The organism is Bordetella genomosp. 9, from assembly GCF_002261425.1.
Taxonomy (GTDB): Bacteria; Pseudomonadota; Gammaproteobacteria; order Burkholderiales; family Burkholderiaceae_B; genus Bordetella_C.
Window position 1 is genome coordinate 42,935 of the sequence record NZ_NEVJ01000003.1, and the last position, 25,231, is coordinate 68,165.

General features: G+C 68.3%; 20 protein-coding genes. 14 read left to right on the forward strand and 6 right to left on the reverse strand.

Translation table 11 applies throughout. The features are described from left to right. The first annotated feature begins 19 nt into the window (after positions 1-19). From CAL26_RS11440 to CAL26_RS11480, 9 genes are all read left to right on the forward strand, one after another. Positions 20-2,026: an NAD(P)/FAD-dependent oxidoreductase gene (locus CAL26_RS11440; protein ID WP_179283341.1), complete on the forward strand. Its 2,007-nt coding sequence runs from the start codon at positions 20-22 to the stop codon at positions 2,024-2,026. Next, positions 2,023-3,069, forward strand: coding sequence for a tripartite tricarboxylate transporter substrate binding protein (locus CAL26_RS11445; protein WP_256988347.1), 1,047 nt, complete (start codon positions 2,023-2,025; stop codon positions 3,067-3,069). Before CAL26_RS11440 ends, CAL26_RS11445 begins: the two co-directional genes overlap by 4 nt. Positions 3,070-3,079: 10 nt before the next feature. Then, positions 3,080-4,552: an MmgE/PrpD family protein gene (locus CAL26_RS11450; protein WP_094847065.1), complete on the forward strand. Its 1,473-nt coding sequence runs from the start codon at positions 3,080-3,082 to the stop codon at positions 4,550-4,552. 13 nt (positions 4,553-4,565) lie between these two features. After that, positions 4,566-5,390 (forward strand): N-acyl homoserine lactonase family protein, encoded by an 825-nt coding sequence (locus CAL26_RS11455; protein WP_094847066.1) that lies wholly within the window; start codon positions 4,566-4,568, stop codon positions 5,388-5,390. 59 nt (positions 5,391-5,449) lie between these two features. Beyond that, the gene (locus CAL26_RS11460) at positions 5,450-6,415 is read left to right on the forward strand and encodes a Bug family tripartite tricarboxylate transporter substrate binding protein (RefSeq protein WP_094847067.1); all 966 of its coding nucleotides are present in this window, start codon (positions 5,450-5,452) and stop codon (positions 6,413-6,415) included. Positions 6,416-6,434: 19 nt separating this feature from the next. Further along, a complete protein-coding gene (locus CAL26_RS11465) occupies positions 6,435-7,844 on the forward strand; it encodes an MmgE/PrpD family protein (protein ID WP_179283342.1) in 1,410 nt (469 codons plus the stop codon). Between the two features lie 61 nt (positions 7,845-7,905). Next, the gene (locus CAL26_RS11470) at positions 7,906-9,255 is read left to right on the forward strand and encodes an MmgE/PrpD family protein (RefSeq protein WP_094847069.1); all 1,350 of its coding nucleotides are present in this window, start codon (positions 7,906-7,908) and stop codon (positions 9,253-9,255) included. 98 nt (positions 9,256-9,353) lie between these two features. Next, entirely contained in the window at positions 9,354-10,334 is a 981-nt protein-coding gene (locus CAL26_RS11475; RefSeq protein ID WP_094847070.1) for a Bug family tripartite tricarboxylate transporter substrate binding protein, read from the forward strand. A gap of 20 nt (positions 10,335-10,354) precedes the next feature. Beyond that, entirely contained in the window at positions 10,355-11,791 is a 1,437-nt protein-coding gene (locus tag CAL26_RS11480; protein ID WP_143277415.1) for an MmgE/PrpD family protein, read from the forward strand. Here the strand turns inward: CAL26_RS11480 and CAL26_RS11485 are convergent. Beyond that, positions 11,788-14,217, reverse strand: coding sequence for a heavy metal translocating P-type ATPase (locus CAL26_RS11485; RefSeq protein ID WP_094847072.1), 2,430 nt, complete (start codon positions 14,215-14,217; stop codon positions 11,788-11,790). The two genes, CAL26_RS11480 and CAL26_RS11485, sit on opposite strands and share 4 nt — an antisense overlap. 59 nt (positions 14,218-14,276) lie before the next feature. Here CAL26_RS11485 and cadR point away from each other — a divergent pair, with 59 nt between their 5' ends. Next, on the forward strand, positions 14,277-14,711 hold the full coding sequence (gene cadR / locus CAL26_RS11490) for a Cd(II)/Pb(II)-responsive transcriptional regulator (RefSeq protein ID WP_094847073.1): 435 nt from the start codon (positions 14,277-14,279) through the stop codon (positions 14,709-14,711). Between the two features lie 15 nt (positions 14,712-14,726). Continuing rightward, positions 14,727-15,323 (forward strand): nitroreductase family protein, encoded by a 597-nt coding sequence (locus tag CAL26_RS11495; protein WP_373454471.1) that lies wholly within the window; start codon positions 14,727-14,729, stop codon positions 15,321-15,323. A 66-nt stretch (positions 15,324-15,389) separates the two neighbouring features. On the opposite strand, the gene cueR is transcribed toward CAL26_RS11495, so the two are convergent. Further along, entirely contained in the window at positions 15,390-15,779 is a 390-nt protein-coding gene (gene cueR, locus CAL26_RS11500; RefSeq protein ID WP_094847074.1) for a Cu(I)-responsive transcriptional regulator, read from the reverse strand. Further along, positions 15,776-18,139 (reverse strand): heavy metal translocating P-type ATPase, encoded by a 2,364-nt coding sequence (locus CAL26_RS11505; RefSeq protein WP_094847075.1) that lies wholly within the window; start codon positions 18,137-18,139, stop codon positions 15,776-15,778. The genes cueR and CAL26_RS11505 overlap by 4 nt, the downstream gene beginning before the upstream one ends. Before the next feature lie 174 nt (positions 18,140-18,313). Here CAL26_RS11505 and CAL26_RS11510 point away from each other — a divergent pair, with 174 nt between their 5' ends. The 3 genes from CAL26_RS11510 to CAL26_RS11520 all read left to right on the forward strand — a co-directional run bounded on the left by CAL26_RS11510 (position 18,314) and on the right by CAL26_RS11520 (position 20,876). Beyond that, positions 18,314-18,514 carry a heavy-metal-associated domain-containing protein gene (locus tag CAL26_RS11510; protein ID WP_094847076.1) on the forward strand — a complete coding sequence of 67 codons (201 nt, stop codon included), beginning with the start codon at positions 18,314-18,316 and terminating at the stop codon, positions 18,512-18,514. A gap of 156 nt (positions 18,515-18,670) precedes the next feature. Then, positions 18,671-19,399 (forward strand): glutathione peroxidase, encoded by a 729-nt coding sequence (locus tag CAL26_RS11515; RefSeq protein WP_094847077.1) that lies wholly within the window; start codon positions 18,671-18,673, stop codon positions 19,397-19,399. A gap of 58 nt (positions 19,400-19,457) precedes the next feature. Beyond that, positions 19,458-20,876 carry a dihydrolipoyl dehydrogenase gene (locus tag CAL26_RS11520; RefSeq protein WP_094847078.1) on the forward strand — a complete coding sequence of 473 codons (1,419 nt, stop codon included), beginning with the start codon at positions 19,458-19,460 and terminating at the stop codon, positions 20,874-20,876. Between the two features lie 37 nt (positions 20,877-20,913). On the opposite strand, the gene CAL26_RS11525 is transcribed toward CAL26_RS11520, so the two are convergent. The 3 genes from CAL26_RS11525 to CAL26_RS11535 form a co-directional block, all read right to left on the reverse strand. Next, positions 20,914-23,940: a hypothetical protein gene (locus tag CAL26_RS11525; protein ID WP_094847079.1), complete on the reverse strand. Its 3,027-nt coding sequence runs from the start codon at positions 23,938-23,940 to the stop codon at positions 20,914-20,916. 308 nt (positions 23,941-24,248) lie between these two features. Next, entirely contained in the window at positions 24,249-24,500 is a 252-nt protein-coding gene (locus CAL26_RS11530; RefSeq protein WP_086064593.1) for a GlsB/YeaQ/YmgE family stress response membrane protein, read from the reverse strand. A gap of 114 nt (positions 24,501-24,614) precedes the next feature. Beyond that, positions 24,615-25,229, reverse strand: a complete 615-nt coding sequence (locus CAL26_RS11535) for an SCO family protein (RefSeq protein ID WP_094847080.1) — start codon at positions 25,227-25,229, stop codon at positions 24,615-24,617. Positions 25,230-25,231: the final 2 nt, after the last annotated feature.

Genomic DNA, 25,231 nt, shown 5'->3' on the forward strand with positions numbered 1-25,231 from the left:
AAGAAAAGGAGACTCGCCGATGCTGCTGCAACAGCCTGGGCTGATAGGGGGCCTGCGCCTGAAGAATCGCGTGGTGATGGCGCCCATGGGCACCAATTACAGCACCACCGACGGCCTGTCGACGGAGCGCGACAAGCAGTACTACGAAGAGCGTGCGCGCGGCGGCGTGGGCATGATCATGACCGAGGCCATGGTCGTGACCGAGCAGGCGCGTCCGCACAACAATTCCCTGTGCTGTTATCACGACCGGTTCATTCCCGGCCTGGCCAGCATCGTCGAGGCGATCAAGCGCCATGACTGCGCGGTGTTCGGCCAACTGAACCATCGCGGCGCGCTGCTGCGGCGTTCCGTGCTGAACATGGAGCCCGTCGGGCCGTCGCCGTGGGCCAATCCCAACACGGGCGACACCGTGCGCCCGCTGGCCGTGGCCGAGATCGCGGAGATCCAGAACTTGTTCGTGGCCGCCGCGCGGCGGCTGTGGCTGGCCGGCTATGACGGCGTGGAAATCCATGCCGCGAACGGCTATCTGTTCCAGCAGTTCTTCAGCCCGCGCATCAACCATCGCGACGACGCCTACGGCGGATCCATCGAGAACCGCATGCGCTTCCTGCTGGAAACGATGGGCCGCGTGCGCGACGCGCTGCCCGAGCTGCGGCTGGTCATCCGCCTGAGCGCCAGCGAATTCGCCGAAGGCGGCTACGGACAGGACGAGATCATCGCGCTGGCGCGGGCCGTGCAGGGCGCCGGCGCGGACGCCATCGACCTGTCCGGCGGCAGCAACGAAAGCCCCCAGCTGTCCAAGTTCTGTATCCAGCCGCCGTCGTTTCCGCGCGGCTGCCTGGCCGATACGGCGCGGCCCATCAAGCAGGCCGTGGGGATACCGGTATTCGTGGCGGGCCGCATGGTGCAGCCGGAGGACGCGGAACAGGTCCTGGCCAGCGGCGCGGCGGACTTCGTTTCCATCGGCCGCGCGCTGTATGCGGACCCGCACTGGGCCGCCAAGGCCTTCGGCCAGGTCGATGCGCCCATCCGTGCCTGTATCGCCTGCAACGTCTGCTTCGAAAGGCTGACGCTGGAGAAAGACGTCGCCTGTGTGCAGAACCCCATGATGGGAACGGAGTTCGAGCGCCTGGAATACGCTGAGCCGCAACTGTTCGCGCCGCCGGCGGGGCCGCGTGCGCGCGTGCTGGTGCTGGGCGCGGGCGTGGCGGGCATCGAGGCGGCGCGGGTGTTGAAGGGCCGCGGCCACGAAGTGGAAATCTGGGAAAGCCGCGAGTATCCCGGCGGCCAGATGCCGCTGGCCACCGCGTCGCCGGACAAGCACGAGGTCGAACCGGTCTGGAGCTATCGGTGGCGGACGGTGCAGCGCATGGGGATCGCGGTAAGGCTGGGTGTCTCCGCCGACGAACAGGCCATCCGCGACCATGCGCCCGATTACATCGTCGTCGCCACGGGGTCGCGTCCGGCGCCGCCGCCCATGGACGTCGGCGGGCTGGCGCCCTCCGTGCAGGTCAGGCACGCCTGGGACGTGCTGGCGGACCTGGACGCCTTGCCCGCCGGCGCGCGCATCACGATCGTGGGAGGCGGCATGGTGGGCGCGGAAACCGCGGACGCGCTGCGGGTGCGGGGCGCGCGGGTCACCGTGCTGGAGATCCAGCCGGCCATCGCCAATGGAATGGCGCGCAACAACAAGTTCGAACTGGTGGAGCGGCTGGCCGCCGACGGCGTGGCGCTGTTGACGCGTTGCCGCGTCCTCAAGGCGCACGGCGTTTCCCTGGATATCCAGGTGGCGGACGAAGCGCCGCGCACCATACCCGCGGGCGACATGCTGGTGTTCGCCACTGGCCCGCGCCCGAATCTGGACGTGCTGCCGGCGGTTGAAGCCAGCGGCATTCCCTACGCGCGTATCGGCGATTGCAATGCGCCGGGCGATTTCCTGGCGGCGCTGCGCGATGCCTGGATGGTCGCCTTGAGCGTGGACGAGCGGAAAACACGAACCACAACCACAAGGGGGAGACAACGATGAAGAAGCTGATGAATATCGCGACGGCGCTGCCCGCCGCGCGGGCGGTAGTGGCGGCTGCCGTGCTGGCGATGTCGGCCGGCGCCTTGGGGGCATCGCCCGATGGCGCGCCTGGGAGCCCGGCGGGCAAGGCGGACGGCGCGGCGAATTTCCCCGATCGGCCCGTCAAGCTGATCGTGCCCTTTCCCCCGGGGGGCGGCACCGACATCCTGGCGCGGCCGCTGGCGCAGAAGCTGGGCGAGAAGTGGAAGCAGCCGGTGATCATCGAAAACCGCGCCGGCGCGGGTGGCAATATCGGCACCGATGCCGCCGCGCGCGCGCCGGCCGATGGCTACACCATCGTGCTGGGCACGGTCGGCACGCACGCGATCAACCAGAGCCTGTATCGCAACCTGTCCTATGACGCCACGCGCGATTTCACCGCCATCACGATGGTGGCGAACACGCCGAATGTGCTGGTGCTGAATCCCGGCGTGCCCGCGCGCTCCGTGCAGGAGTTGATCGCCATGGCCAAGGCCAGGCCGGGCACGCTGAACTACGCGTCGCCGGGCAATGGCACGCCCCCGCATCTTGCGGCGGAGATCTTCAAGAACATGGCGGGGGTGTCCATCACCCACGTCCCATACAAGGGCAGCGGGCCGGCGATGACCGACCTGCTGGGCGGCCAGGTGCAGATGATGATCGCCAACGCGCCCGTGGTGCTGCCTTACATCAAGTCCGGCAAGCTGGTCGGCCTGGCCTCGACCAGCGCGACGCGCCCGGCCATGCTGCGCGACATTCCGACGCTGTCGGAAAGCGGGCTGAAGGGCTATGAGGCCGACACCTGGTATGGCCTGTTCGCGCCGGCGGGAACGCCGCCCGCGGTCGTCGCCAAGCTCAATGCCGACGTCGTGGCGGCGCTGAAATCGCCCGAGATCCAGGCGTTCTTTGCCGAGCAGGGCGCAGAGGTCATCGGCGACAGCTCCGCCGACGCCAACGCCAAGGTCCGCGCGGAGGTGGAAAAATGGCGCGGCGTCATCCAGTCCATCGGCCTGAAGATGGACTGAGGAAAGCGTCATGGGCCTGGAGACTACCGAAACCTTGGCGAGCCGGCTCGGCGGCTTCGTCGCGCGTACGCGCTACGACGAGCTGCCCACGCACGTGGCGGACGCGGTCAAGCTGCGCATGCTGGACCTGTTGGCCGCGTCCTGCGCGGGTGTGCTGGCCGGCAACCATGATGGACCGATGCGCCTGCTGGCGGACCCCGGCGTGTGCGCGATCTGGGGTACGCCCCAGCGGCGTTCGCTGCGCGACGCGGTGATCGTCAACAGCGCGGTGTCGCATTCGACATATTTCGAAGACGGCTCGCGCTATACCGGCGGGCACCCGTCGTCCGCCGTGATTCCCGCGGCGCTGACCCTGGCCGCCGCGCGCGGCGCCAGCGGCCGCGTGCTGGTGGCCGCCATCGCCAATGGCTACGAGGTATTCCTGCGGCTGGGGCGCGCGATCTATCCGGCCACGGTCCGGCGGGGCTTCCAGAGCACAGCGATCCTGGCCGCGCCCGCCACCGCCGCTGCGGTGGCGACCTTGCTGGCGCTGTCCGCGGAACAGGCGACGCACGCCGTCGCCATCGCCTGCAGCCATGGGGCGGGGCTGAAGGCGGCGCTCAAAAGCGCCGACAGCCAGCCGCTGCAGGTCGGCCGCAGCAGCGAAGGCGGCCTGCTGGCGGCGCTGTATGCCGCGCAGGGCGCGACCGGCGCTGCGGATATTTTCGAGACCGGCTTCCTGCCGGCCTTCGGCGCCGATATGGCAGCGGCCGCCGGGGCAGGCGGTCCAAGCGCCGCCGGCGCGGCTTCCGGTACGGCCGCGGCGACGGCGGCAGCGCAGTCCGCCGCGATGGCCGCGCGCGGATTGGGTGAGCGCTGGAGCATCGACGAAACCTACCTGAAGGCCCACGGCGGCTGCCGTGGCAATCACGCACCTGTCGACGCGGCCGCCGCCGCCATGCACGGCGTCGATCCGTCGCGGGTCGCGCGCATCGACGTCAGGGTCGATACCGTCACGCGGGCGGCCGCGATCGAGCCCCCGAAGGACGCCGACCAGGCGCAGTTCTCCATCGCGTTCTCCATCGCCGTCATGCTGGTGACAGGCGACGCGACGCCTGTCCGCTACACCGGCGCGATGCTCGCCGATGAACGGGTGCGGCGCTTGATGGCCCGGACGACGGTCACCGCCGACCCGGCGCTGGACGCCGGCTATCCGGAGCGCCGTCCGGCGCTGGTCACCATTACCCTGGCGGACGGCCGCGAACTGCGCCATGCGCTGGATCAGGCCAGGGGCGAACCCGAAAACCCGATGTCCCGCGACGACATCGCGCGCAAATTCGAGACGATGGCCGCGCCCATCTTCGGTTCCGGCAGTGCTCGCATCCGCGACGCCGTGCTGTCCATCGACGCCGGTACGGCCCCCGTGACGCTGGCTGCCTTGCTGGCCGCCCCGCTGGCTGCTCCGCTCGGGTCGGATGCCGATCACTCCGTTTCTTCCACATGAACGCCGCACAGCCATGACCACCACGCGATCCGAAAGCCCCGCGAGCCTGCCCGACTACGAGGTCTACGCCATCCGCTACGCCACCCGCGATGGCCGGCGGCAGAACAACTTCGTCGGCGGCGATCCGCACGACGCGCCCATGCCCATGGACTATTACGTGTGGCTGGTGCGCGGCGACGGCCGCGAGTTCGTCGTCGACACCGGTTTCGGCGCCGAAGTCGCGGCCAAACGCGGGCGCCAGCTGCTGCGTACGCCGGCCGAAGGCCTGGCGATGCTGGGCGTGGATGCGACTCAGGTGCGCGACGTCGTCATCACGCACCTGCATTACGACCACGTCGGCACCTTCGATACGTTCGCGTCGGCGCGCTTCCATCTGCAGGATGCGGAGATGGCCTACGCCACCGGCCGCCACATGCGCCACCGCCAGTTCAATCACGGCTATGAAGTCGACGAGGTCACCGGCATGGTGCGCATGGTCTACAAGGACCGCGTGGTCTTCCACGCCGGCGATGCGGAACTGGCGCCCGGACTGAGCGTGCATCACATCGGCGGCCATACCCACGGACTGCAATGCGTGCGCGTGCACACGCGGCGCGGCTGGGTAGTGCTGGCTTCCGACACCAGCCACTACTACGAGCATTTCGAAAAGCGCCGGGTATTCACGACGGTCTTCCACGTCGGCCAGGCCGTCGAAGGCTACGACACGCTGGAGCGCCTGGCCGACTCGCGGGCGCACATCGTACCCGGCCACGATCCGCTGGTGATGCGGCGCTATCCCGCGGTATCGCCCGAGCTGGACGGCATCGCCGTGCGGCTGGACGCGGCGCCATCCGAATAGTCGCGTACGCACGGCGCCCGCTGCGCGCGAAACAACAAAGAACCATCGAGGAGACAACAATGACACCGATAAAGACACTGGCGGCCCTTGCCGTGCTGGCCGGCGCCATGGCGCCCGGCGCCCATGCCGATACCTATCCGTCGCGGCCGATACGCACGCTGGTGGCCTTTCCCGCCGGCGGCAGCGCCGATATCGTCGCTCGCCTGGTCACGCAGAAGGTCGGCGAGATGTCGGGCTTCAGTTTCGTCGTCGAGAACCGTCCCGGCGCGGGCGGCAACCTGGCCTTCGATGCGACCGCGTCCGCCGCGCCGGACGGTTATACGCTGCTGTTCAGCACGCCCGGCATCGCCATCAACCCCAGCCTGTACCGCAAGGTGGAATACAAGCTGAGCGATTTCAAGCCGATCATGCTGGTAGGCGAAGCGCCGCTGGTCCTGATGACGCGGCCCGACCTGCCCATCCACGACATCAACGACCTGGCCGCGGCGGGCAAGGGGAAGCCCGACGCCGTGCGCTTCGCCAGTTCCGGCAACGGCAGTTCGTCGCACCTGGCGATGGAAGTACTGAAATCCATGGCCGGCCTGCAATACCTGCACGTGCCCTACAAGGGCGGCGGCGCCGCCATGGCCGATATGCTGGGCAAGCGCGTCGACGTGACCATGCTGCCGATATCGGAAAGCATGCCGTACATCCGCGACAACCGCCTGCGCGCGCTGGGGCAGACCGGCGCCAAACGGTCGCCCATCGCGCCCGACATCCCGACGTTCGCGGAAGAGGGCGTCAAGGGTTATTCCGTGACGACCTGGTACATGCTGCTGGGTCCGGCCAAGCTGCCGGACGCCGTCGTCGACACGCTGGCGCGGAAATTCGACGAGGCCCTTAAGTCTCCGGACCTGCAGCAGAAGCTGCGCAATGCCGGCGTCAGCATCATCAACGAAGGCCCCGCGCAGACCAAGGTCTTCCTGGACCAGCAGGCAGCCAGCTGGTCCAAGGCCATCGCGGCGTCGGGCACACGCATCGATTAACAAGCAGGAGTACGCATCCATGAGCAGTTCGAAACCGCCCTTGCTGGCGAACGCGACACGGGACCTGGCGGCATTTGCCGCTTCTGTCCGCTACGAGGACCTGCCGGACGACGTGATCCAGCGCATCAAGACCAGCGCCTTGGACAGCATCGCCTGCTGCCTGTATGGCGCCACCTTGCCGTGGACGCGTAAAGTCGCCGACATGGTTCGGGAAGAGGGCGCCGCGCCGGCGGCGTCGGTGATGGGCACGGGACAGCGCAGTTCGGTGGCCAATGCCGTGCTGGTCAACGCCACCGCCGGGCATGCTTTCGAGCTGGACGATATCCACAAGGAATCGATTCTGCATCCCGGCTCCATCGCGCTGCCGATCGCCATCGCCTACGCGGAACGCGACGGCGGCTGGACGGGCCGCGACCTGATCACCGCCATGGCCACCGGCTATGAGATCGGCATCCGCGTCGGCAATGCGGCGACCATGGGCCTGTTCTTCCGCGGCTTCCATCCCCAGGGATCGTCCGGCGTCTTCGTCGGCGCCGCCTGCGCGGGCAAGAGCCTGGGGCTGGACGCCACGCGCATGCAGCATGCCCTGGGCATCGTCGGCTCGCAGGCCGGCGGCCTGATGGCGGCGCAGGAAGGCGCGATGGTCAAGCGCTTCCATGCCGGCCGGGCGGCGCAGAGCGGCGTGTACTCGGCGCAACTCGCGGCGCGCGACTTCACCGGGATTACCGACGCGCTGGAAGCCAGCTATGGCGGCTACCTGGTGGCCTATTCGGATTCGCCCAATGCCGCGCGCCTGACGGACGGCCTGGGCAGCGTATGGGAGACCGCCAAGGTGGGCTACAAGCCGCACGCCAGCGTCACCAGCATCCATTCCGCCCTGGATGGCCTGGCGCGGATCATGCAGGAACATCGTCTGTCTCCCGACGACATCGAGGCGCTGGACGTGGGCGTCAGCGAAATGACTTTCGTGCACTGCGCCTGGGACTACAAGGCGCAGGGCGTGACGGCGGCGCAGATGAACCTGTACTACGGCCTGGCGGCCATCGCCCATGACGGCATGGCTTTCGTCAACCAGTATCGCCAGGACAGGCTAGCGGATCCGCGGCTGCTGGACTTCATCAAGCGCATTCATGCGCGATCGGATGAAGCGATCAACGCCATGGGGCCGGCATTCCGCCACGCCGCCAATGTCAGCGTGCGCACCCGGGACGGCCGCACGCTGACCCAGCAGGTGCTCAATCGCCGCGGCAGCCCGGAAAACCCGCTGCAGCCGCAGGACGTGGAATTCAAATTCCGCAACGTGGTCGAGTCCTGCCTTGCCCCCGCGGACGTCGACGCGGTCGTGCGCATGTGCGACACGCTGGACACCATGGAAGACCTGAGCCCATTGATCGCCATGCTGGCCAAGCCCGGCACGTCGGCCGCGTGACGCCAGGACGCATGCATTCCTTCCCATACCCATCGTTCAACAACAGAGATCCAGGACCATCATGCCCCAGACGCTTTCCGAACAACTCGCCGACCACTTCACCGCCTTGGCCGGGAAAGAGCTCCCCGACGCCAAGCGCAAGGCCGTCAAGCGGCTGCTGCTGGACTACCTGGGCGTGGCGGTGGCGGGCAGCCAGACCGGCAGCGGGGAAGTCGCCCGCCGTTTCGCGCAGTCCAGCGGCGGCCACGAAGAAGCCACGCTGATCGGCGAAGGCACGCGCGTGCCGGCCATGCAGGCGGCGCTTGCCAATGCCATTTCATCGCACAGCGTGGAGCTCGACGATATCGACGTGCTCGCGCTCTTTCACTTCAGCCCGCCGGTGTATTCCGCCGCGCTGGCCACGGCCGAGCGGCAGAAGGCCGATGGGAAATCGCTGCTGGCGGCCCTGGCCGCCGGCTGCGAAATGATGGAACGGGTCAGCAAGGCGGCCAACAACTCGCTGCGCAACCGCGGTTATCACACCACGCCCACCTGCGGCATTTTCGGCGCCACGGTGGCGTCGGCCTGCCTGCTGGGATTGTCGGCCGAGCAGATGGTATCGGCCCTGGGCCTGGCCGGCGCGCAGTCCGGCGGCCTGATGGAAATGTACGGCCCGTCCATGCAGAAGCGCTTCAATCCCGGCCCCGCGTCGCGCAGCGGCGTGACGTCGTCGTTGATGGCGCAGCTGGGCTTCACCGGGGCGGCCACGATCTTCGAAGGCGAGCGCGGCTTCCTGAAGGCCTTCACGGACAGCAACGATCCCGCGCAGCTGGTCCAGGATCTGGACCAACCCTATCAGCTCGACATCGAATTCAAGCCGTATTCCTGCGCGCGGCCCATCCACAACGCCATCGATTGCGCGCTGGAGATCCGACGCAAGCACCAGCCCGATCTGCAGCGCATCAAGCGCATCCGCATGGCCCGCCATCCGGACTGGGCGCTGTACCACCAGAACGCCCATCCCACGACTTATCACGAAGCCCAGGTCAGCCTGCCTTACTCGGTGGCCGTGGCCCTGACCGACGGCCAGGCCCTGTTTCCGCAGTACAACAACGCGCGCCTGAAGGAACCCATGCTGAAGAAGCTGTCGGAGATGGTGGAGATCACGGTGGACGAGAGCCTGCCGCGCGGCGTGTCATGCCTGATGACGATGGAAATGGATGACGGCGCGAGCTACCGTTCGCAAGTGGATTATCCCAAGGGATCGATCCAGAACCCGATGTCCGACGACGAACTGCGCGCCAAGTTCGACAGCCTGGCCTCGCCCGTGCTGGGCGCCGAACGCGCGGCGCGGGTGGCCGAGCAGGTGGCCAACATCGAGGCCTGCGCCGACGTGGGCGCCTTGATGCGCCTGCTGGCGCCGGCGCGCTGACGCGCGGGTGCGGGAATACAAAAACAAGCCGCGCGGCGCGGCGCCGGCCCGCGGCACGCGATCCGGCCCGCCCGCGCAGCCAACCAAAGGAGACCGATATGCCGCAATCCCTGAAGCCCCTGGCCGGCCTGTTCGCCACGGCAGCCCTGGCGCTGGCCGCCGTGCCCGCGCTCGCGCAGGATAAGTACCCGTCGCGGCCCATCCACCTGGTCGTCGGCTTTCCGCCCGGCGGCTCCAACGATATCGTGGCCCGCATCCTGGCGCCCAAGCTCAGCGAGTTCATCGGCGCCAGCGTGGTGGTCGAAAACCGCCCCGGCGCCAACGCCATCATCGGCACCGATTACGTCGCGCGCGCGGCGCCGGACGGCTACACCATCACCCTGGGCAGCGCCAGCCCGCTGGCCATCAGCCCGCATACCTACAGCAATATGCCCTTCGATCCGCTGAAGGATCTGGTGGGCATCACCACGGTCGCGCAGACGCCCGAGCTGATCGCCGTCAATCCCAAGGTGCCCGCGAAGACCCTGCAGGAGCTGGTGGCCTTGTCCAAGACGCGCGACGTGACGTTCTCGTCCTCGGGCAATGGCGGACTGCCGCACCTGGCGATCGAACTGCTGAAGATCGCATCCAAGGGCCGTATCGTGCACGTACCGTACAAGGGCGCCGGCCCGGCCATCACCGATGCCGTGGGCGGCCATGTCGACGGCATCATCGTCGATCTGCCGGCCCTGTACACCATGGTGAACGAAGGCAAGCTGCGCGCCATCGCCGTCACCAACACCCATCGCGCCGACGTCATGAAAGACGTTCCCACGTCGGCGGAAGGGGGACTGCCCAGCGTGCTGGCCTTCAACTGGTTCGCCGTCATGGCGCCGGCCAAGACCCCCAAGCCCATCGTCGACAAGCTGTACCACGCGCTCGTGCAGACGGTGCAGTCGCCCGACGTCAAGGCCAGCCTGGAAAAGCTGGGTATCGAGCCCTACACGCAATCGTCGCCCGAGGCATTCGCCAAGTTCATGCAGACGGAACTGGTGCGGTGGGGTGACGTGGCGCGGGCATCCGGCGCCAGGGCCGACTGACGGCATCCAGGGAGGCAACCGTGAACGATCTCAAATCTTGGAAAGCACTGGCGGGCGAACACCGTGGCATCACGATGGCGCTGGCGGAATTCATCGCCGGACTGACGCCTGCCGCGGTGCCGGCGGCGACACGCGAGGTCCTGGAAAAGGCGCTGGTCGACGGCCTGGGCTGCGCCCTGTATGGCCTTGCCACACCCTGGGGCCGCATCATGCGGGAATACGCGCTCGATCGCCAGGGGCCGGCGGAAGCGGCGTTGTGGGGCGGCCAGGCGCGCGTGAGCGTGGGCAACAGTGCGCTGGCGGCGGGCACCGCCATACACAGCTTCGACTTCGATGACCATAGCCGCGCCAAGATCCATCCCGGCGCCGTCGTACTGCCCGTGGTGCTGGCGCTGGGCGAGCGCGAAGGCGTGGACGGCGCCACGCTGATGACCGCCATGGCAGCCGGCTACGAAACCATGAACCGCGTCAGCCAGGCCGCCAATCCCGGGCGCACCCGCATGCGCGGCTGGCACCTGACCGGCACCACGGGCACCTTCGCCGCCGCCGCGGCGGCCAGCGTCATCCTGGGCCTGGACGCCTCCACCACGGCCAGCGCGCTGGGCCTGGCGGGCACGCAATCGGCCGGCCTGTGGGCCTTCACCGCCGATGGGGGCATGAGCAAGCGCATGCATCCCGGACGGTCGGCGGAAGCCGGCGTCACCGCCGCGCTCCTGGCCGCGCGTGGTTTTGCCGGGCCGCGCTACATCCTGGAGGCCGAGGACGGCAGTTTCCTGTTCGTAATGTCCGACAGCCCGCGGCCCGGCATGATCACGCAGGGCCTGGGCACGACCTGGCATACGGACGTCACCTGCTTCAAGCCGCATTCCTGCTGCGGCAGCAACCACGCCTGCGTGGACGCGGCCCTGGCACTGATGCGCGAACATCGCATCGACCTGGAGGATATCGAGCGTATCGTGGCCGGTATCCCGTCGGTGGTGAACACGCAGACCGGTTTCGAGTATCGCGCAGATTCGGTGCTCAATGCGCAGATGAGCCTGCGCTACAACATCGCCGTCGCGCTGATGGACGGACAGGCCTATCTGGAGCAGTTCACGCCCGCGCGCATCGTCGAGCCGCGCGTCGTCGCCCTGTCCCAACGCGTCGACATCGAGATCGACCCGGAGATCGATCGCGCCTATCCCGAGATCTACGGCGGCCGCGTCACCCTGCATCTGCGCGATGGGCGCGCCCTGACGCAGCGCGTGGATTATTCGCTCGGCATGCCCGAGAACCCCATGCCGCGCGCGGAGATCGAACGCAAGTACATGTCGTTGGGCACGGCGTCGGTAGGGGAAGAGACTGCGGGGCGGATACTGCGCCTGGCGAACGGCCTGTTCGACGGCCCGGGCGCCGCCGCGCTGGGCCGGGCGTTGGAGCAGGCCGTGCCGATGACGCAGGATACCCCGGCTGGCTAGCGGCCGCGGGTGGCCATGGCCGCGGGCGGCATGCCGCCCGCGTGCCCACGGCGCGTCGCGCCCTGTCCGTCGATCCGCGGTTTCAGCAGCCGCAGGCCATTGGCCACCACCAGCAGGCTGGTGCCGACGTCGGCGAACACCGCCATCCACAGCGTGGCCAGGCCCGACAGCGCCAGGACCAGGAACACCGCCTTGATGCCCAGGGCCAGCACGATGTTCTGCACCAGCACGCGATGCGTGGCGCGCGACAAGGCGACGAACTCGGCGATCTTGCGCGGATCGTCATCCATCAAGGCCACGTCCGCGGTTTCGATGGCCGTGCCGGTGCCCGCCGCGCCCATGGCGAAGCCGATATCCGCCCGCGCCAGGGCAGGCGCGTCGTTGATGCCGTCGCCCACCATGCCGACCAGGCCATCGCGCATATGGCTTTCCAGCGCGGCCAGCTTGTCCTCGGGCAACTGATCGCCGCGGGCGTCGCTGATGCCCAGCTCGCCGGCGATGGCGCGCACGGCCGCCGCGTTGTCGCCGCTCAACATCAAGGTACGCACGCCCTGCGCATGCAGCTGGTCGATGGCCGCGCGGCTTTCGCCACGGACCGTATCGGCAACGGCCGCCACCGCGATGGCGCCGCCGGCGTCGCACAGCACGACGGCGGTCTTGCCCTGGGCTTCCAGGGCATCCAGCGCCGCCGTCACCGCCGGCGTGTCCCATCCCTGTTCCCGCATCAAGCGGCGATTGCCCAGGTGATACAGCGTGCCGTCGATGCTGCCGCGCACGCCACGGCCGGGCAGGGCGGTGAAGTCTTCCACCTGCCGCAGCGCGCCGCCGCCATGACCCGCCGCGATGGCCCGCGAAACGGGATGGTCCGAGCGCGCGGCCAGGCTGGCGGCCAGGCCCGCGTCCACGTCCTTGCCATCGATGCCGCGCAGCTCGGTCAGCACGGGCTTGCCATGCGTCAGCGTGCCCGTCTTGTCGAAGGCCACCCAGCGCAGCTTGCGGCCGTTTTCCAGATAGACGCCGCCCTTGACCAGGATGCCGCGCCGCGACGCCGCGGTCAGCCCGCTGACGATGCTGACCGGCGTGGAGATGACCAGGGCGCAGGGGCAGGCGATGATCAGCAGGGCCAGGGCGCGATACACGGCTTCGGCCCAGGGCTGTGCCCACAACAGCGGCGGCACGCAGGCCGCGAGGATGGCGATGATGACGACGGTGGGGGTATAGATGCGGGAGAACCGGTCGATGAACCGCTGCATCGGCGCGCGCGACGCCGCGGCCTGTTCCACCGCGTGGATGATGCGCGCCAGGGTGGTGTCCTGGGCCGCCGCGGTCACGCGGTATTCGAAAGAGCCTTCGGCATTGACGGTGGCGGCGTAGACCTGGTCGCCCGCCGTCTTGTCGGCCGGCATGCTTTCGCCCGTGATGGCCGATTGGTCGACTGAGGACCGTCCGTTCACGACCACACCATCCGCGGCGATGCGTTCGCCGGGACGCACGCGCACGACGTCGCCCGCGATGAGTTCGGCGGCGGGGACTTCGCTCCATGTGCCATCGGCCTGCCGCCGCGTGGCGTTGGGCGGCGTCAGGTCGAGCAGGCCGCGCACCGCGTTGCGCGCGCGGTCCAGCGAACGCGCTTCGATCTGTTCCGCGACGTTGAACAGGAACATCACCATGGCGGCTTCGGGCCATTGGCCGATCACCGCAGCGCCGGTGACGGCGATGCTCATCAGCGCATTGATGTTCAGGTTGCCGTTGCGCACCGCGATCCAGCCCTTGCGGTAGGTGTTCAGGCCGCAGGCCAGGACGGAGGCGATCGCCAGCGCCGCCGAGGCCATCGCCGGCAAGCCGGCGAAGTGCGCGATCTCGGCCAGCGCGGCCAGGACGCCAGCCAGCGCCAGCAGCTTCCAGCGCGGCTTTTCGGCGGGAGGCGCCGACACGGGCGCCTGGCCGGCCAGGACTTCCGGCGTCATGCCGACGGCGCGCACGCCGGCCAATACCTGTTCCTGGCCGCCTTCGTCGTGGACCACGGACAGTACGCGGCGCATCAGGTCGAAGTGCAGGTCGCCCACGCCGGGCAGGGTGCCGAGCTTCTTGCGCAACAGCGCTTCTTCGGTCGGGCAATCCATCTGGCCGATGCGCATGCGGGTGAGCGTCATGCCGGCGGGAACGTCCAGGGCCGACGCGGCCCCAGCCGCCTGCGCCGGGGCGCCCTGGCAGCAGTCCGCACCGTGCGCATGCGCGTGTTCGTGATCATGGCCGTGGTCGTGGTCATGCCCGTTCCCATGGCCATGACCGTGCCCGTGGCTATGATCGTGCCCGTGAGCGTGGCCATGCGCATGCCCTTCCGAATGCTCGTGTGCATGATCGTGGCAGCAGCCGTCCCCGTGCCGATGCGCCGACGGCTGAATCGCGATGATTTTCTTGTCCATGGGGCGTATTGCACACCCTGGGGTTACTATAGGGTCAAGCCCACCCCAGGAGCATCTCCATGAAAATCGGAGAATTGGCCAAAGCCGCCGGTACGACGGTGGAAACCGTCCGCTACTACGAAAAGGAAGGCCTGCTGCCCGCCCCGGACCGCGGCGCCAACAACTACCGCAGCTACGGGCCCGTGCACGCCGAACGCCTGCGGCTCATCCGCAACTGCCGGGCACTGGACATGACGCAGGACGAGATCCGCGCCATCCTGACGCTCGCGGACAGCCAGGCGGCCGATTGCGGCCCCATCAATGAGATCTTCCAGGACCACATCCGCCACGTCGACGAACGCATCGCCGAACTTACGCACCTGAAAGCGCAACTGTCCGCGCTCGGCCAGCGCTGCATGTCGGCGCAGCCCCACGCCGAGGACTGTGGGATCCTCCACGGCCTGGCGGAAATGCAGGTCGAGGAGCGCCCCGAACGCCATACCCACCTAGGCTGACCTCTTACCGACACCATGACTTCGACACTGAATTCGGCACCCATACACGCGCTGCATACGCGGCGTTCGATGAAATTCCTGCGCGCCCCGGCCCCGCGGCCGGAAGAACTGGAACAGATGCTGCAGGCCGCCATGGCCGCGCCCGACCACGGCGCGCTGCGGCCCTGGCGATTCAAGATCATCCGCGGCGAGGCCATCGGCCGCCTGGCCGACCTGGCCCTGGACGAGGTCAAGCGCAGCGGCGACAAGCGCATGACCCCGGAAAAGGAAAAGTCCGTCCGCGAATGGCTGGCGGGCGTGCCGGTGCTGATCGCGCTGGCGCAGAAGATCAATCACGACAACCGCAAAGTACCGGAGCAGGAGCAGCTGCTGGCCACCGGCGCGTCGGTCATGAACATCCTGAACGCCGCGCATATGCTGGGCTACGGCGCGTTCTGGAGCACCGGACTGGGCACCTACCTGGAACCGGTGCAGGACGCCCTGGGTTTCGACGCGCTGGACTACCGGTTCCTGGGCTTCCTGGCCATCGGCACGCCGGCCTGCGCCGTGCCGCCCGCCAACCGGCCGGACTTCCATGAGTTCGTGTCGGAGTGGACGGGTCCGGCCGCCTAGTCCCGGGCGCCTGACCGGTGGCGTCTGGCCGGGGGCGCCTGGCCGGGGGCGCCTAGCCGGGGGCGCCTAGCCTTTCGCCAGCTCTTCCATGATGGGACATTCCGGCCGATCGTCGCCATGGCAATGGTCGGCCAGATGATGCAGGGTGTCGGCCATCTGCTGCAGCGCCTGCGCCTTGCTCTCCAGTTCCGCGACGTGCCGCATGGCGATGCGCTTGACGTCGGCGCTGGCGCGGCCGCGGTCGCGCCACAATGCCAGCAGGTCGCGCATCTGCTCCACTGAAAAACCCAGGTCGCGCGCCCGGCGCAGGAAGCGCAGGGTGTGCACGTCGTTGTCGCTGTAGATGCGATAGCCCGCGTCGGTGCGTTCCGGCGACCGCGTCAGCCCTATGCTTTCGTAGTAGCGGATCATCTTGGCCGTAATGCCGGATGCCGCCGCAGCCTGGCCGATATTCATGATGCACCGCCTCCCGCGATAAGTGTGGATGTACCGTGGCCGGATCGATCGGCGGCGGCCGGCGTCGCCGGCACCGGCGCCCGGAACGTCCGCAGCCGCAAGGCGTTGCCGACCACGAAAAGACTGGAAAGGGCCATCGCCGCGGCCGCGAAAACGGGCGACAGCGACGGGCCGTGCAGCAGCGCCAGGGCGCCCGCCGCCAGCGGTATCAAGGCTACGTTGTACACGAAGGCCCAGAACAGGTTCTGGCGGATATTGGCCAGGGTCGCCCGGCTGATGGCGATGGCGCGCGGCACGCCCGCGGGGTCGCCGGCCATCAGCACGACCGAGGCCGCGTCGATGGCGACGTCGGTCCCCGTTCCGATGGCGATGCCCACGTCCGCCGCGGCCAGCGCCGGCGCATCGTTGATCCCATCGCCGACGAAAGCCAGCAGCGGGCGTCCCGCGGCGCCGGCCGCATCGCCTTGCCGCAGGTCACGGACCGCCTGTACCTTGCCTTCGGGCAATACCTCCGCGTGCACCTCGTCGATGCCCAGGACCCGCGCGACCGCCTGCGCGGTGTGGCGGTTGTCGCCGGTGATCATCACCGTACGTATGCCCGCCGCGCGCAGGGCCGCGATGGAAGCGGCCGATGTCGGGCGCACGGGATCTTCCACCGCCATGACCGCGGCGGCTACGCCGTCGATGGCCACGTAGATGGCCGTCTTGCCGGCGCGGGCCCAGTTCTCCGCCCGATCCCGCAGGCCGGCCACGTCCACCCCATGTTCGCCCATCAGCCGCTCCGCGCCGACCAGCAATTGCCGTCCTTGCACCTCGCCTTGCACGCCGGCGCCCGAAATCGCCTGGAAGCCGCTGACGGACGTGGCCGGCAGGCCTTCCGCGCGCGCCGCCGCCACGATGGCCGAGGCGATCGGATGTTCCGATGCGGCCTGCACCGACGCCGTCCAGGCCAGGACGTCGTCGCGCCGGAAGCCGGCGGCCAGCGCCATGTCGGTCATGGCGGGCTTGCCTTGCGTCAACGTGCCGGTCTTGTCGAAGGCCACGGTGCCGACGTCCCGCAGGCTTTGCAGCGCATCGCCCTGGCGGAACAGCACGCCCAAGTCGGCGGCGCGGCCGGTGCCCACCATGATGGACATCGGCGTGGCCAGCCCCATCGCGCAGGGGCAGGCCACGATCAGCACGGCCACCGCATGCACCAGCGCCTGGGGCAGGGCGGGCGACGGTCCCCACGCCAGCCACGCGAAGAAGGTCACGGCCGCGATCGCCATGATGGCCGGCACGAAACGATAGGTGATACGGTCCACCAGGCTCTGTATGGGCAGCTTCGCGCCTTGTGCGTCCTGCACCATGCGGGCGATACGCGCCAACGCCGTGTCGGCGCCGGTGTGCGTGACCTGCACGGTCAACGTGCCCTGAGTATTGAGCGTGCCGCCCGTCACCGCGTCGCCGGCCGTCTTTTCCACCGGTACGGGCTCGCCGGTGATCATGGACTCGTCCACGAAGGAGGCGCCGTCGCGTACCACGCCGTCGACCGGGATTTTCTCGCCGGGGCGGATACGCACCACGTCGCCGGACCGCACGTCTTCGATGGGCAGGTCCACGGTGTCGTCGCCGCGCAGCACCCGGGCGCGCCGCGGCTGCAGCGATGCCAGCCGCGCGATCGCGGCGCCCGTGCGGCCCTTGGCGCGTGCTTCCAGCAGGCGGCCCAGCAGGATCAGCGTCACGATGACGGCGGCCGCCTCGAAATAGACATGGCGGGCCTCCGGCGGCAGCCAGTCCGGCATGAACGTCGCGACCGTCGAATAGAGCCACGCGCTGCCCGCGCCCACGGCCACCAGGGAGTTCATGTCCGGTCCGCCACGCGCCAGGGCCGCGCCGCCTTTCAGGAAGAAGTCCCGGCCGGGGCCCGCCAGCACCAGGCTGGTCAGCAGCCATTGCAGCAGCCACAGGCGCTCGAGTCCCACATACGCATCCAGGGCGTGATGCAGGGCAGGCACCAGATGGCCACCCATTTCAAGCAGGAAAACCGGCAGGCTCAAGGCCAGCGCGACGGCGAAGCGGCGGCCCAGGCGGCGCGCCTCCTGTTCGCGCGCGGCCGCCTGGCGCGCCGTCTCGTCGTTTTCCGGCACGAGGGGGCGGGCGCCATAACCGGCCTTGGCGACGGCGGCCACCAGGGCGTCCGCCGTGGCCGCGCCCGCCTGGTCCCATGCCACCCGGGCGCGTTCGGTCGCCAGGTTCACGCTGGCGCTGCGCACGCCGGGTACGGCGGCCAGGGCGTTTTCCACGCGCTTGACGCAGGACGCGCAGCTCATTCCTTCTATGGCGAGCTCGATGGAGGCGGTTTGCGGTTCGGTTTTCATGTTCGCTGCGGCGCTGAGAGGTATGACCCACAGTGTGATCCTTCCCATCATGGTAAGGTCAAGCGGGCTCCGGTCAAGTGCGCCAGATCAAGGATTGACCTTGCCATGATGGGAAGGTGTACTGTTCCAGGCATCGGGCGGCATGCCGTTCGCCCAGCGCTACAAGGAGTCATCATGGCCATGCAATATCAGGTCCCCGACATGTCGTGCCAACACTGCGTCCAGACCATTACCCGCGCCGTCACCCAGGCCGTGCCGGGAACATCGGTTCAGGCGGACCTGTCGAACCACCGCGTGACCGTCACCGGCACGGAAGACCAGTCGCGGGTGGAAGGCGCCATCCGCGAGGCCGGGTACACCGCCGTCCCTGCTTGAAATGGGGCGCGCTGGCAACGCAGCATGGGACAGCGAGCGGGCCCTCATTGATGAAGACTATCGATTAATAAGAATAATTAAATTTGATGTATTGATAGCTGTTATTTATTATTCGTCCATGGCGTTTCGCCTTTGAACCGAACAGGAGATCTACCCATGCTGCAAGCCCGCGAAGGACAACGCGTCCCGAACGTGACTTTCCCCGTCCGCGAAGACAACGCCTGGAAGCAGGTCACCACGGACGACATCTTCAAGAACAAGACGGTAGTGGTTTTCTCCCTGCCTGGCGCCTTCACGCCCACCTGCTCGTCCACGCACCTGCCGCGCTACAACGAACTGGCGCCGGCCTTCCGCGCGAACGGCGTGGACAGCATCGTCTGCGTCTCGGTCAACGATACCTTCGTGATGAACGAATGGGCCAAGGACCAGGAATCGGCCAACGTAACGCTGCTGCCCGACGGCAACGGCGATTTCACCGAAGGCATGGGCATGCTGGTCGACAAGCGCAACCTGGGCTTCGGCAAGCGCAGCTGGCGCTATTCGATGCTGGTGCGCGATGGCGTGGTCGAAAAGATGTTCATCGAACCGGAAAAGGACGGCGACCCGTTCGAGGTCTCCGACGCCGACACCATGCTGAACTACATCGCCCCGGCCGCGCGCAGGCCTGACCAGGTGGTGGTGTTCTCCAAGCCGGGCTGCCCGTTCTGCATCGAAGCCAAGTCCCTGCTGGAAAGCAAAGGCTACGACACGATCGACATCCCGCTGGAAAACAAGGTGCGCGGCCGCGTGATCGGCGCCGTTTCCGGCAAGGCCACCGCGCCGCAGGTGTTCATCAACGGTTCGCTGATCGGCGGCCTGGATGAACTGAAGGCGCACTTCGCCTGAGCCGCGCCGACGCGTGCATGACCTCGCCATACCTATCCGAGCATCATAAGGATTACACATGAAAACCCTGCAAACCGATGTGGCCGTGATCGGCGCCGGCACGGCCGGCCTGGGCGCCTATCGCGCGGCGGTCGCCGCGGGCAAGCGCGCGCTGATCATCGAAGGCGGGCAGTACGGAACGACTTGCGCCCGCGTGGGCTGCATGCCGTCCAAGCTGCTCATCGCCGCCGCCGAGGCCGCGCATGCCGCCGGACACGGCGCGCCCTTCGGCGTCCACATCGACGGCAAGGTGCGTGTGGATGGCCGCGAGGTCATGGATCGCGTCAAGCGCGAGCGCGACCGTTTCGTCGGGTTCGTCGTGGAAGGCGTGGAAAGCATCCCCGCACAGGACAAGCTGCGCGGCTTTGCGCGCTTCGTGTCCGACACGGTGCTGCGCGTGGACGACCATACCGAAGTCCATGCGCGCACCGTGGTGATCGCCACCGGCTCCACGCCGGCGGTGCCGCCGCCGTTCCAGGCGCTGGGCGACCGCCTGGTGGTCAATGACGACGTGTTCTATTGGGACGACCTGCCTGCCAGCGTGGCCGTGTTCGGCCCCGGCGTGATCGGCCTGGAGCTGGGCCAGTCGCTGGCGCGGCTGGGCGTGCGCGTCAGGGTGTTCGGTGTCAGCGGCAGCCTGGGCGGCATCACCGATCCCGCCGTGCGGCAAAGCGCCAAGAAGGCCTTCCAGGAAGAGTTCTACCTGGATCCCGATGCACGCGTGCTGGAAACCACGCGAGACGGCGACCGCGTACGCGTGCGCTACGTCGCGCTGGACAACACCGAACGGGTGGAGCATTTCGACTATGCGCTGGTGGCGACCGGCCGCCGCGCGCACCTGGGCGGCCTGGCGCTGCAGAACACCAGCCTGAAGCTGAATCCGTCCGGCGTGCCGGAGTACGACCGCTACACCTTGCAGGCGGGCGATACGCCGATCTTCATCGCGGGTGACGCGAACGGCGATCTGCCCTTGCTGCACGAAGCGGCGGACGAAGGGCGCATCGCGGGCGAAAACGCGGCGCGTTTCCCCAACGTCAAGGCCGGCAGCCGCCGCGCGCCGATGGCCGTGGTGTTCTCCGATCCGCAGCTCGCCGTGGTGGGCACGCCGTACAACCGTCTGCCGGAAGGCACGTACGTGACGGGTGAAGTGGACTTCGGCAACCAGGGGCGTGCGCGCGTCATGCTGAAGAACAAGGGCCGCCTGCACGTTTATGCGGACCGCGTCACCGGTCGTTTCCTGGGCGCCGAAATGGCGGGACCCAGCGTCGAGCACCTGGCGCATCTGCTGGCCTGGTCCTTGCAGCAGGGAATGACGGTGGCCCGCATGCTGGAGATGCCTTTCTACCATCCGGTGGTGGAAGAGGGCCTGCGCACCGCCTTGCGCGACGCCGACGCGCAGGTGCGGGAACATGGCCTGAAGTTGGCCAACGCCGCGTAAGCAATGCGAATAGGCCCCGCCTGGACGGGGCCTTGTTCTATCGCGCGGCGCGCGCTTCCACCGCGCTGGACAGGGCCTGCAAGGCCGGCACCGCTCGGCCGGTATCGTCCAGCGCCGTCAACAGGGCCCTGGCTTGCCGCGCCGTCGGCGCCAGGCGGTCAAACGCTTTCGCGCATAGCACGCTGGCGGTGCTCGCGTCCGGCGCGTACGTATCCAGGCACGCCGCCAGGGCGGCGATCGCCGCCGGCAGTTCGGCTTCCCGGCGCCGGTTGCCGGCCAGCGTTTCCATGACCTTGCCGACGGCTCGCGTCGCATGCCTGATCGCAGGCTCCCGGCCCAGCACGGTTTCCATTGCCCGCAGATGCCGCAGCTGTTCGATCATGTCCACGGTCGGCGCGCCGGCGGGCTCCAGCAGCCACTGATAGCTGTCCACCACATGATTCAGGCTGACGCATTCCGCGGGCGATAGCGTGCGCACGCAGGCTTCCACCACATCGTCGTAGCGCGCCGGCGCCGACTGCAGGCGCGCGATGTCCTTGATCGCCGCTTCCAGCAGCTTCCATTGCGAGCGGGTCAGGGGCCGGGACGACGCCGCCTGCTGTTTCAACGATACGGCGACCTGACGATGTGCCCGTGCCAGGCGCGCGGATCGGGACGCCGATGCCGGCCACCACGTGCGTCCGGATATCGTGCGCGCGCGACGCCAGATATCCCGGGCGATCGTGCCGGCAAGCGGCTGCTGCACCGGCGGCATGTCGCGCAACGCGTCCAGCGTGCGTACCGCCGCGATCTCGGGAATGGGATCGCCGGCCGCCGCGCGTGGCGGGACGGCTCGCGCGCCCACGCCCACGCCCTGTGGCGGCGGCACCGCTTTCGACACGATGGCGGCCAGCCCGCGCAGCGCGGGCATCAGCCTCAACGCTTCGTTGCGGCGCTGGGCATGCCCACGGAACAGCGGGATCATGTCGCGCTCGCGTTCGTCCAGGGCGGCGCTGTCGGGGATGCGTTGCAGGACCGCTTGCAGGTCCTGGCGCGGCAGGTCCAGCCGCCGCACGGCGAGTTCGCAGAATGCCTGGGCTTCGTCCACACCGCCGGCGGATTGCATTTCGTATGTCAGGCTATCGAGCGCGTCGGCCAGGACACGCGGGCTCGCACCGTCGCGCAACGCCACCATGACGCCCTTGACGGCGGGCATGTAGTCATTGCGCAGCGCGAATTCTCGCGTCACGGCAGCCTTGATGGCTTGCAGCCGGCGCGCGTCGGCTTCGTCGATCCTCACGAAATCCGGAACCTGGGTCATGCGGAGCAGCCCGGGCAGATCGGCGGATCGCAGCGTGCGGACATAGGCCTGCGCGGCATCGGCGTAGGCTTGGAGCGCGTCCTGACCGCCGAACCGGTTCCTGGCCTGGGCCTTCATCGTGCGGGCGATGGCCTTCTGCGCGCGTTCCAGCGACGACGGACTGAGCGCCGCGCGCAGCGCGTGCCTGATGCGGCTGGCGATGGGATCGCGGTGCGCGGCCTGGGGCGCGGACGTCGCGGGTAAGGGCATATCGGCACGCACGGTGTCCGACGCCTGGTTGGCGGATGCCGATGCCGTGGCGGGATAGGGCATGACGTTGGCGTCGTCGCCGCGCAGCATGGCCGCCGTGGTGAACAGGTCCGTGAGCAGGCGCCGTTGGTCGTAGCGCAGTCCGTCGCTCATGTAGCCGCCGGGCAGGTTGTCCGCGCGGCTGGATTCCAGATAGGCATGGATGCCGCGGATGGGCGTGTCGTGCGCCGCGTCCCTGTCCATCGGCATGAAGGTGTCCATGAACTGCTGACGGACGGCGGGCGGCAACTGCCTGACCAACGCGACGTGGCGATCCTGGTCGGACGCGTCATGCGCGGCGGAAGACCGATACATGCCGTATAGATGCTCGATCGCGCCGTGCATGCCGCCGATGTCGTAGCGTTCGCTGGCCGTCAGCAAGCTGCCCATGACGCGACGGGGGTAGGCGTCATGGGCGATTTCCGCCATGACGTCGACGATGCGTCGGGCAATGCGGCGGACGCGCGGCTCGGCCTGCAGCGCGGGGTTGGCGTCCAGGGCGGCGTCCAACTGTTGCCGCGCGTCGTGATCCAGCTTGCGCAGCCGTCCCGCCCTGTCCAGGGCGGGGAGTTGCGCGATGGTCGCGTTGTCCGTATGGAAAGCCAGGGCGAGTTGCACGAAGGCCATGTCGATCTCGGTGGGCGCGGCGCCATGCGCCAGTCGCGTGGCGGCGCGGGCGATGGCCTGGCTCGCATCGCGCGGCCACGCCGGATCGTCGGCCAGCATGGCTGCGTGCACCTGGCGGCCCAGCGCGTACAGTTCGGCGGCGTCGGCGACGGCTTTCGCGTTCGCGTCCCGATGTGGCAGCGGGGCATCCGTCAATGAGCCGGCAACGTGCGCATCGGCGCAGTCCTCGATCAAGGCATCGACCGCGCCGCGTATGGCCGTGGTGCTGACGCGGAAGCGTGCCGCCGCCGGCAAGCCCGGGGAGGATGCCGTCGCGCCTGGCGCGGCGCTGGCTTGGCTTTGCAGCGTGGCGTCGATGCTGGCGCTATCGGCGAGGTCATTGGAGGCGGCGTTGGAGGCACCGTCAAAGACATCATCGGAGACGTCGTCGCTGCCGTGATCGCCACTGTGATAGCCACTGGACGTGGCGCTGTAGCCGCTGTCCTGGCTGGCGACGGAATGATTGCGCCTGGCTTGATAGGCGTCCGGGCCGGCGGCGCTGCCGTCGCTGGGCGAACATGGACGCATGAAGGCCGCGACGACGGACAGCTTGACGGCGCCGGGCCGCGCGGGCGCGTGCCGCAACAGGGCGCGGGCATTCGATGCCAGCGTCAGCCGTGGGCGCGGGCGCGGCGCGGACAGGAAGATGGATGCCGTGGATACGTAGCCGGGCGCCCGGCTGCGGGAAGCGCGTGTGTGCGATCCGGCTTCCGCCCTGAAAGCGGCCGGCGCGTGTTCGCTGTCAGCCGCCTCGGGCGGAATCGCGTAGCTTGCGGTCAGGGGAATATTGAAAATGGTGTTCTCAGGCATCGAAAGCTTCCAGGGGAATTGAGGGACGAGCGCGTCGCCGGCTGCGGATATGGACGCCGCTGTCACCAACGCGCATGCGTGCGATTCCCCGTCGGTTGATTCCTTTGTCGGCCAACAGAATTGAAGGGCGGTTTTGCGCCTGGCCGGGCTCGACGCCGGACGCCATGGAGCGGGTGGAGGGGCGCCGGGCCGCGATAGCGTGCGCCCAAAAGAAACACCCCCAAGGCGCACTTGCCTTGGGGGTGTCCGTTTCGCCGCCGGTCCGCCCGAGGGCGGACTTTTTTCGTGGCGAGACGGGGGGCGCCGGGCTACGCTCGGCGGCGGGTGAACATGCCCACCACGAACAGCACGATGATCGCGCCGACGACGGAAGCAATCCATCCGGCCGGCTCACCAGCGGCATACCAACCCAGCGTCCGTCCCAGGAAGCCCGCCACGACGGCGCCGACGATACCCAGGATGGTGGTCAGGATAATGCCCATGGATTGGTCGCCAGGCATGAGCGCACGCGCGATCAGGCCGACGATGAAACCCACGATGATCATGATAATGATGTCCATACGTGCTCCTTCCGTTGTGATACGCGTCTAAAGGGAAACCGCAACACGGGCATGATAGCGGCGGCCGCAGGGGGGATCCGTCGATGTCATGTAACAACAAATTGCCCTGTTGTTTTAACGCCGCGCGTCGTCGATCAGCTTCCGCAGCGCATCAACGATCTGGTCGCTGGAGCTGCTGTCCGATACCAGCAGCCTGGCTTCGCCGGTGCCGTCGAACACGTAAACACCGCGGCTGTGCGTGACGTTGTAGGTCTCCGGGTCCGCGCCGGGCTTGGGCTTGTCGATCTGGTAGGAGACGCGATAGCGGCGCGCCACGTCCGCGATCTGCCGTTCCGTGCCGGTCAGCCCGATGGCATTGTTGTTGAAGGCGTTCACATAAGCTTGCAATCCATCCGGCGTGTCGCGATGCGGATCGACGCTGACGAACAGGATGCGTACGGCGTCCGCGTCCTTGCCGAGCCGGCCCATCACGTCCGCCAACTGCGCCATGGTGGTTGGGCAGACGTCGGGGCAGCTGGCATAGCCGAAGAACAGCAGGACCGTCTTGCCTTTCACGTCGTCCTGGCTGACGGTACGTCCTTGCGCGCCGGACAAGCTGAACTTCAGGTCGGGCAGGTGGCCATGGATGTCGTAGATGGGCGGCGGGGCGGCGGCGTGGCCCGCCGCGGGAACGGCCGTGCCCACCAGCATGGCGAAGGCGAGCAGGATACGGGCGGCGGCCGCGGGCATGG

Coding starts and splice junctions, on each gene's coding strand:
- CAL26_RS11495 (WP_373454471.1), top strand. CDS start 14,727: ATGACTTCGACACTGAATTCGGCACCCATACACGCGCTGCATACGCGG.
- CAL26_RS11465 (WP_179283342.1), top strand. CDS start 6,435: ATGAGCAGTTCGAAACCGCCCTTGCTGGCGAACGCGACACGGGACCTG.
- cadR (WP_094847073.1), top strand. CDS start 14,277: ATGAAAATCGGAGAATTGGCCAAAGCCGCCGGTACGACGGTGGAAACC.
- CAL26_RS11455 (WP_094847066.1), top strand. CDS start 4,566: ATGACCACCACGCGATCCGAAAGCCCCGCGAGCCTGCCCGACTACGAG.
- CAL26_RS11515 (WP_094847077.1), top strand. CDS start 18,671: ATGCTGCAAGCCCGCGAAGGACAACGCGTCCCGAACGTGACTTTCCCC.
- CAL26_RS11535 (WP_094847080.1), bottom strand. CDS start 25,229: ATGCCCGCGGCCGCCGCCCGTATCCTGCTCGCCTTCGCCATGCTGGTG.
- CAL26_RS11475 (WP_094847070.1), top strand. CDS start 9,354: ATGCCGCAATCCCTGAAGCCCCTGGCCGGCCTGTTCGCCACGGCAGCC.
- CAL26_RS11505 (WP_094847075.1), bottom strand. CDS start 18,139: ATGAAAACCGAACCGCAAACCGCCTCCATCGAGCTCGCCATAGAAGGA.
- CAL26_RS11530 (WP_086064593.1), bottom strand. CDS start 24,500: ATGGACATCATTATCATGATCATCGTGGGTTTCATCGTCGGCCTGATC.
- CAL26_RS11485 (WP_094847072.1), bottom strand. CDS start 14,217: ATGGACAAGAAAATCATCGCGATTCAGCCGTCGGCGCATCGGCACGGG.
- CAL26_RS11520 (WP_094847078.1), top strand. CDS start 19,458: ATGAAAACCCTGCAAACCGATGTGGCCGTGATCGGCGCCGGCACGGCC.
- CAL26_RS11460 (WP_094847067.1), top strand. CDS start 5,450: ATGACACCGATAAAGACACTGGCGGCCCTTGCCGTGCTGGCCGGCGCC.
- CAL26_RS11450 (WP_094847065.1), top strand. CDS start 3,080: ATGGGCCTGGAGACTACCGAAACCTTGGCGAGCCGGCTCGGCGGCTTC.
- CAL26_RS11510 (WP_094847076.1), top strand. CDS start 18,314: ATGGCCATGCAATATCAGGTCCCCGACATGTCGTGCCAACACTGCGTC.
- CAL26_RS11440 (WP_179283341.1), top strand. CDS start 20: ATGCTGCTGCAACAGCCTGGGCTGATAGGGGGCCTGCGCCTGAAGAAT.
- cueR (WP_094847074.1), bottom strand. CDS start 15,779: ATGAATATCGGCCAGGCTGCGGCGGCATCCGGCATTACGGCCAAGATG.
- CAL26_RS11445 (WP_256988347.1), top strand. CDS start 2,023: ATGAAGAAGCTGATGAATATCGCGACGGCGCTGCCCGCCGCGCGGGCG.
- CAL26_RS11470 (WP_094847069.1), top strand. CDS start 7,906: ATGCCCCAGACGCTTTCCGAACAACTCGCCGACCACTTCACCGCCTTG.
- CAL26_RS11525 (WP_094847079.1), bottom strand. CDS start 23,940: ATGCCTGAGAACACCATTTTCAATATTCCCCTGACCGCAAGCTACGCG.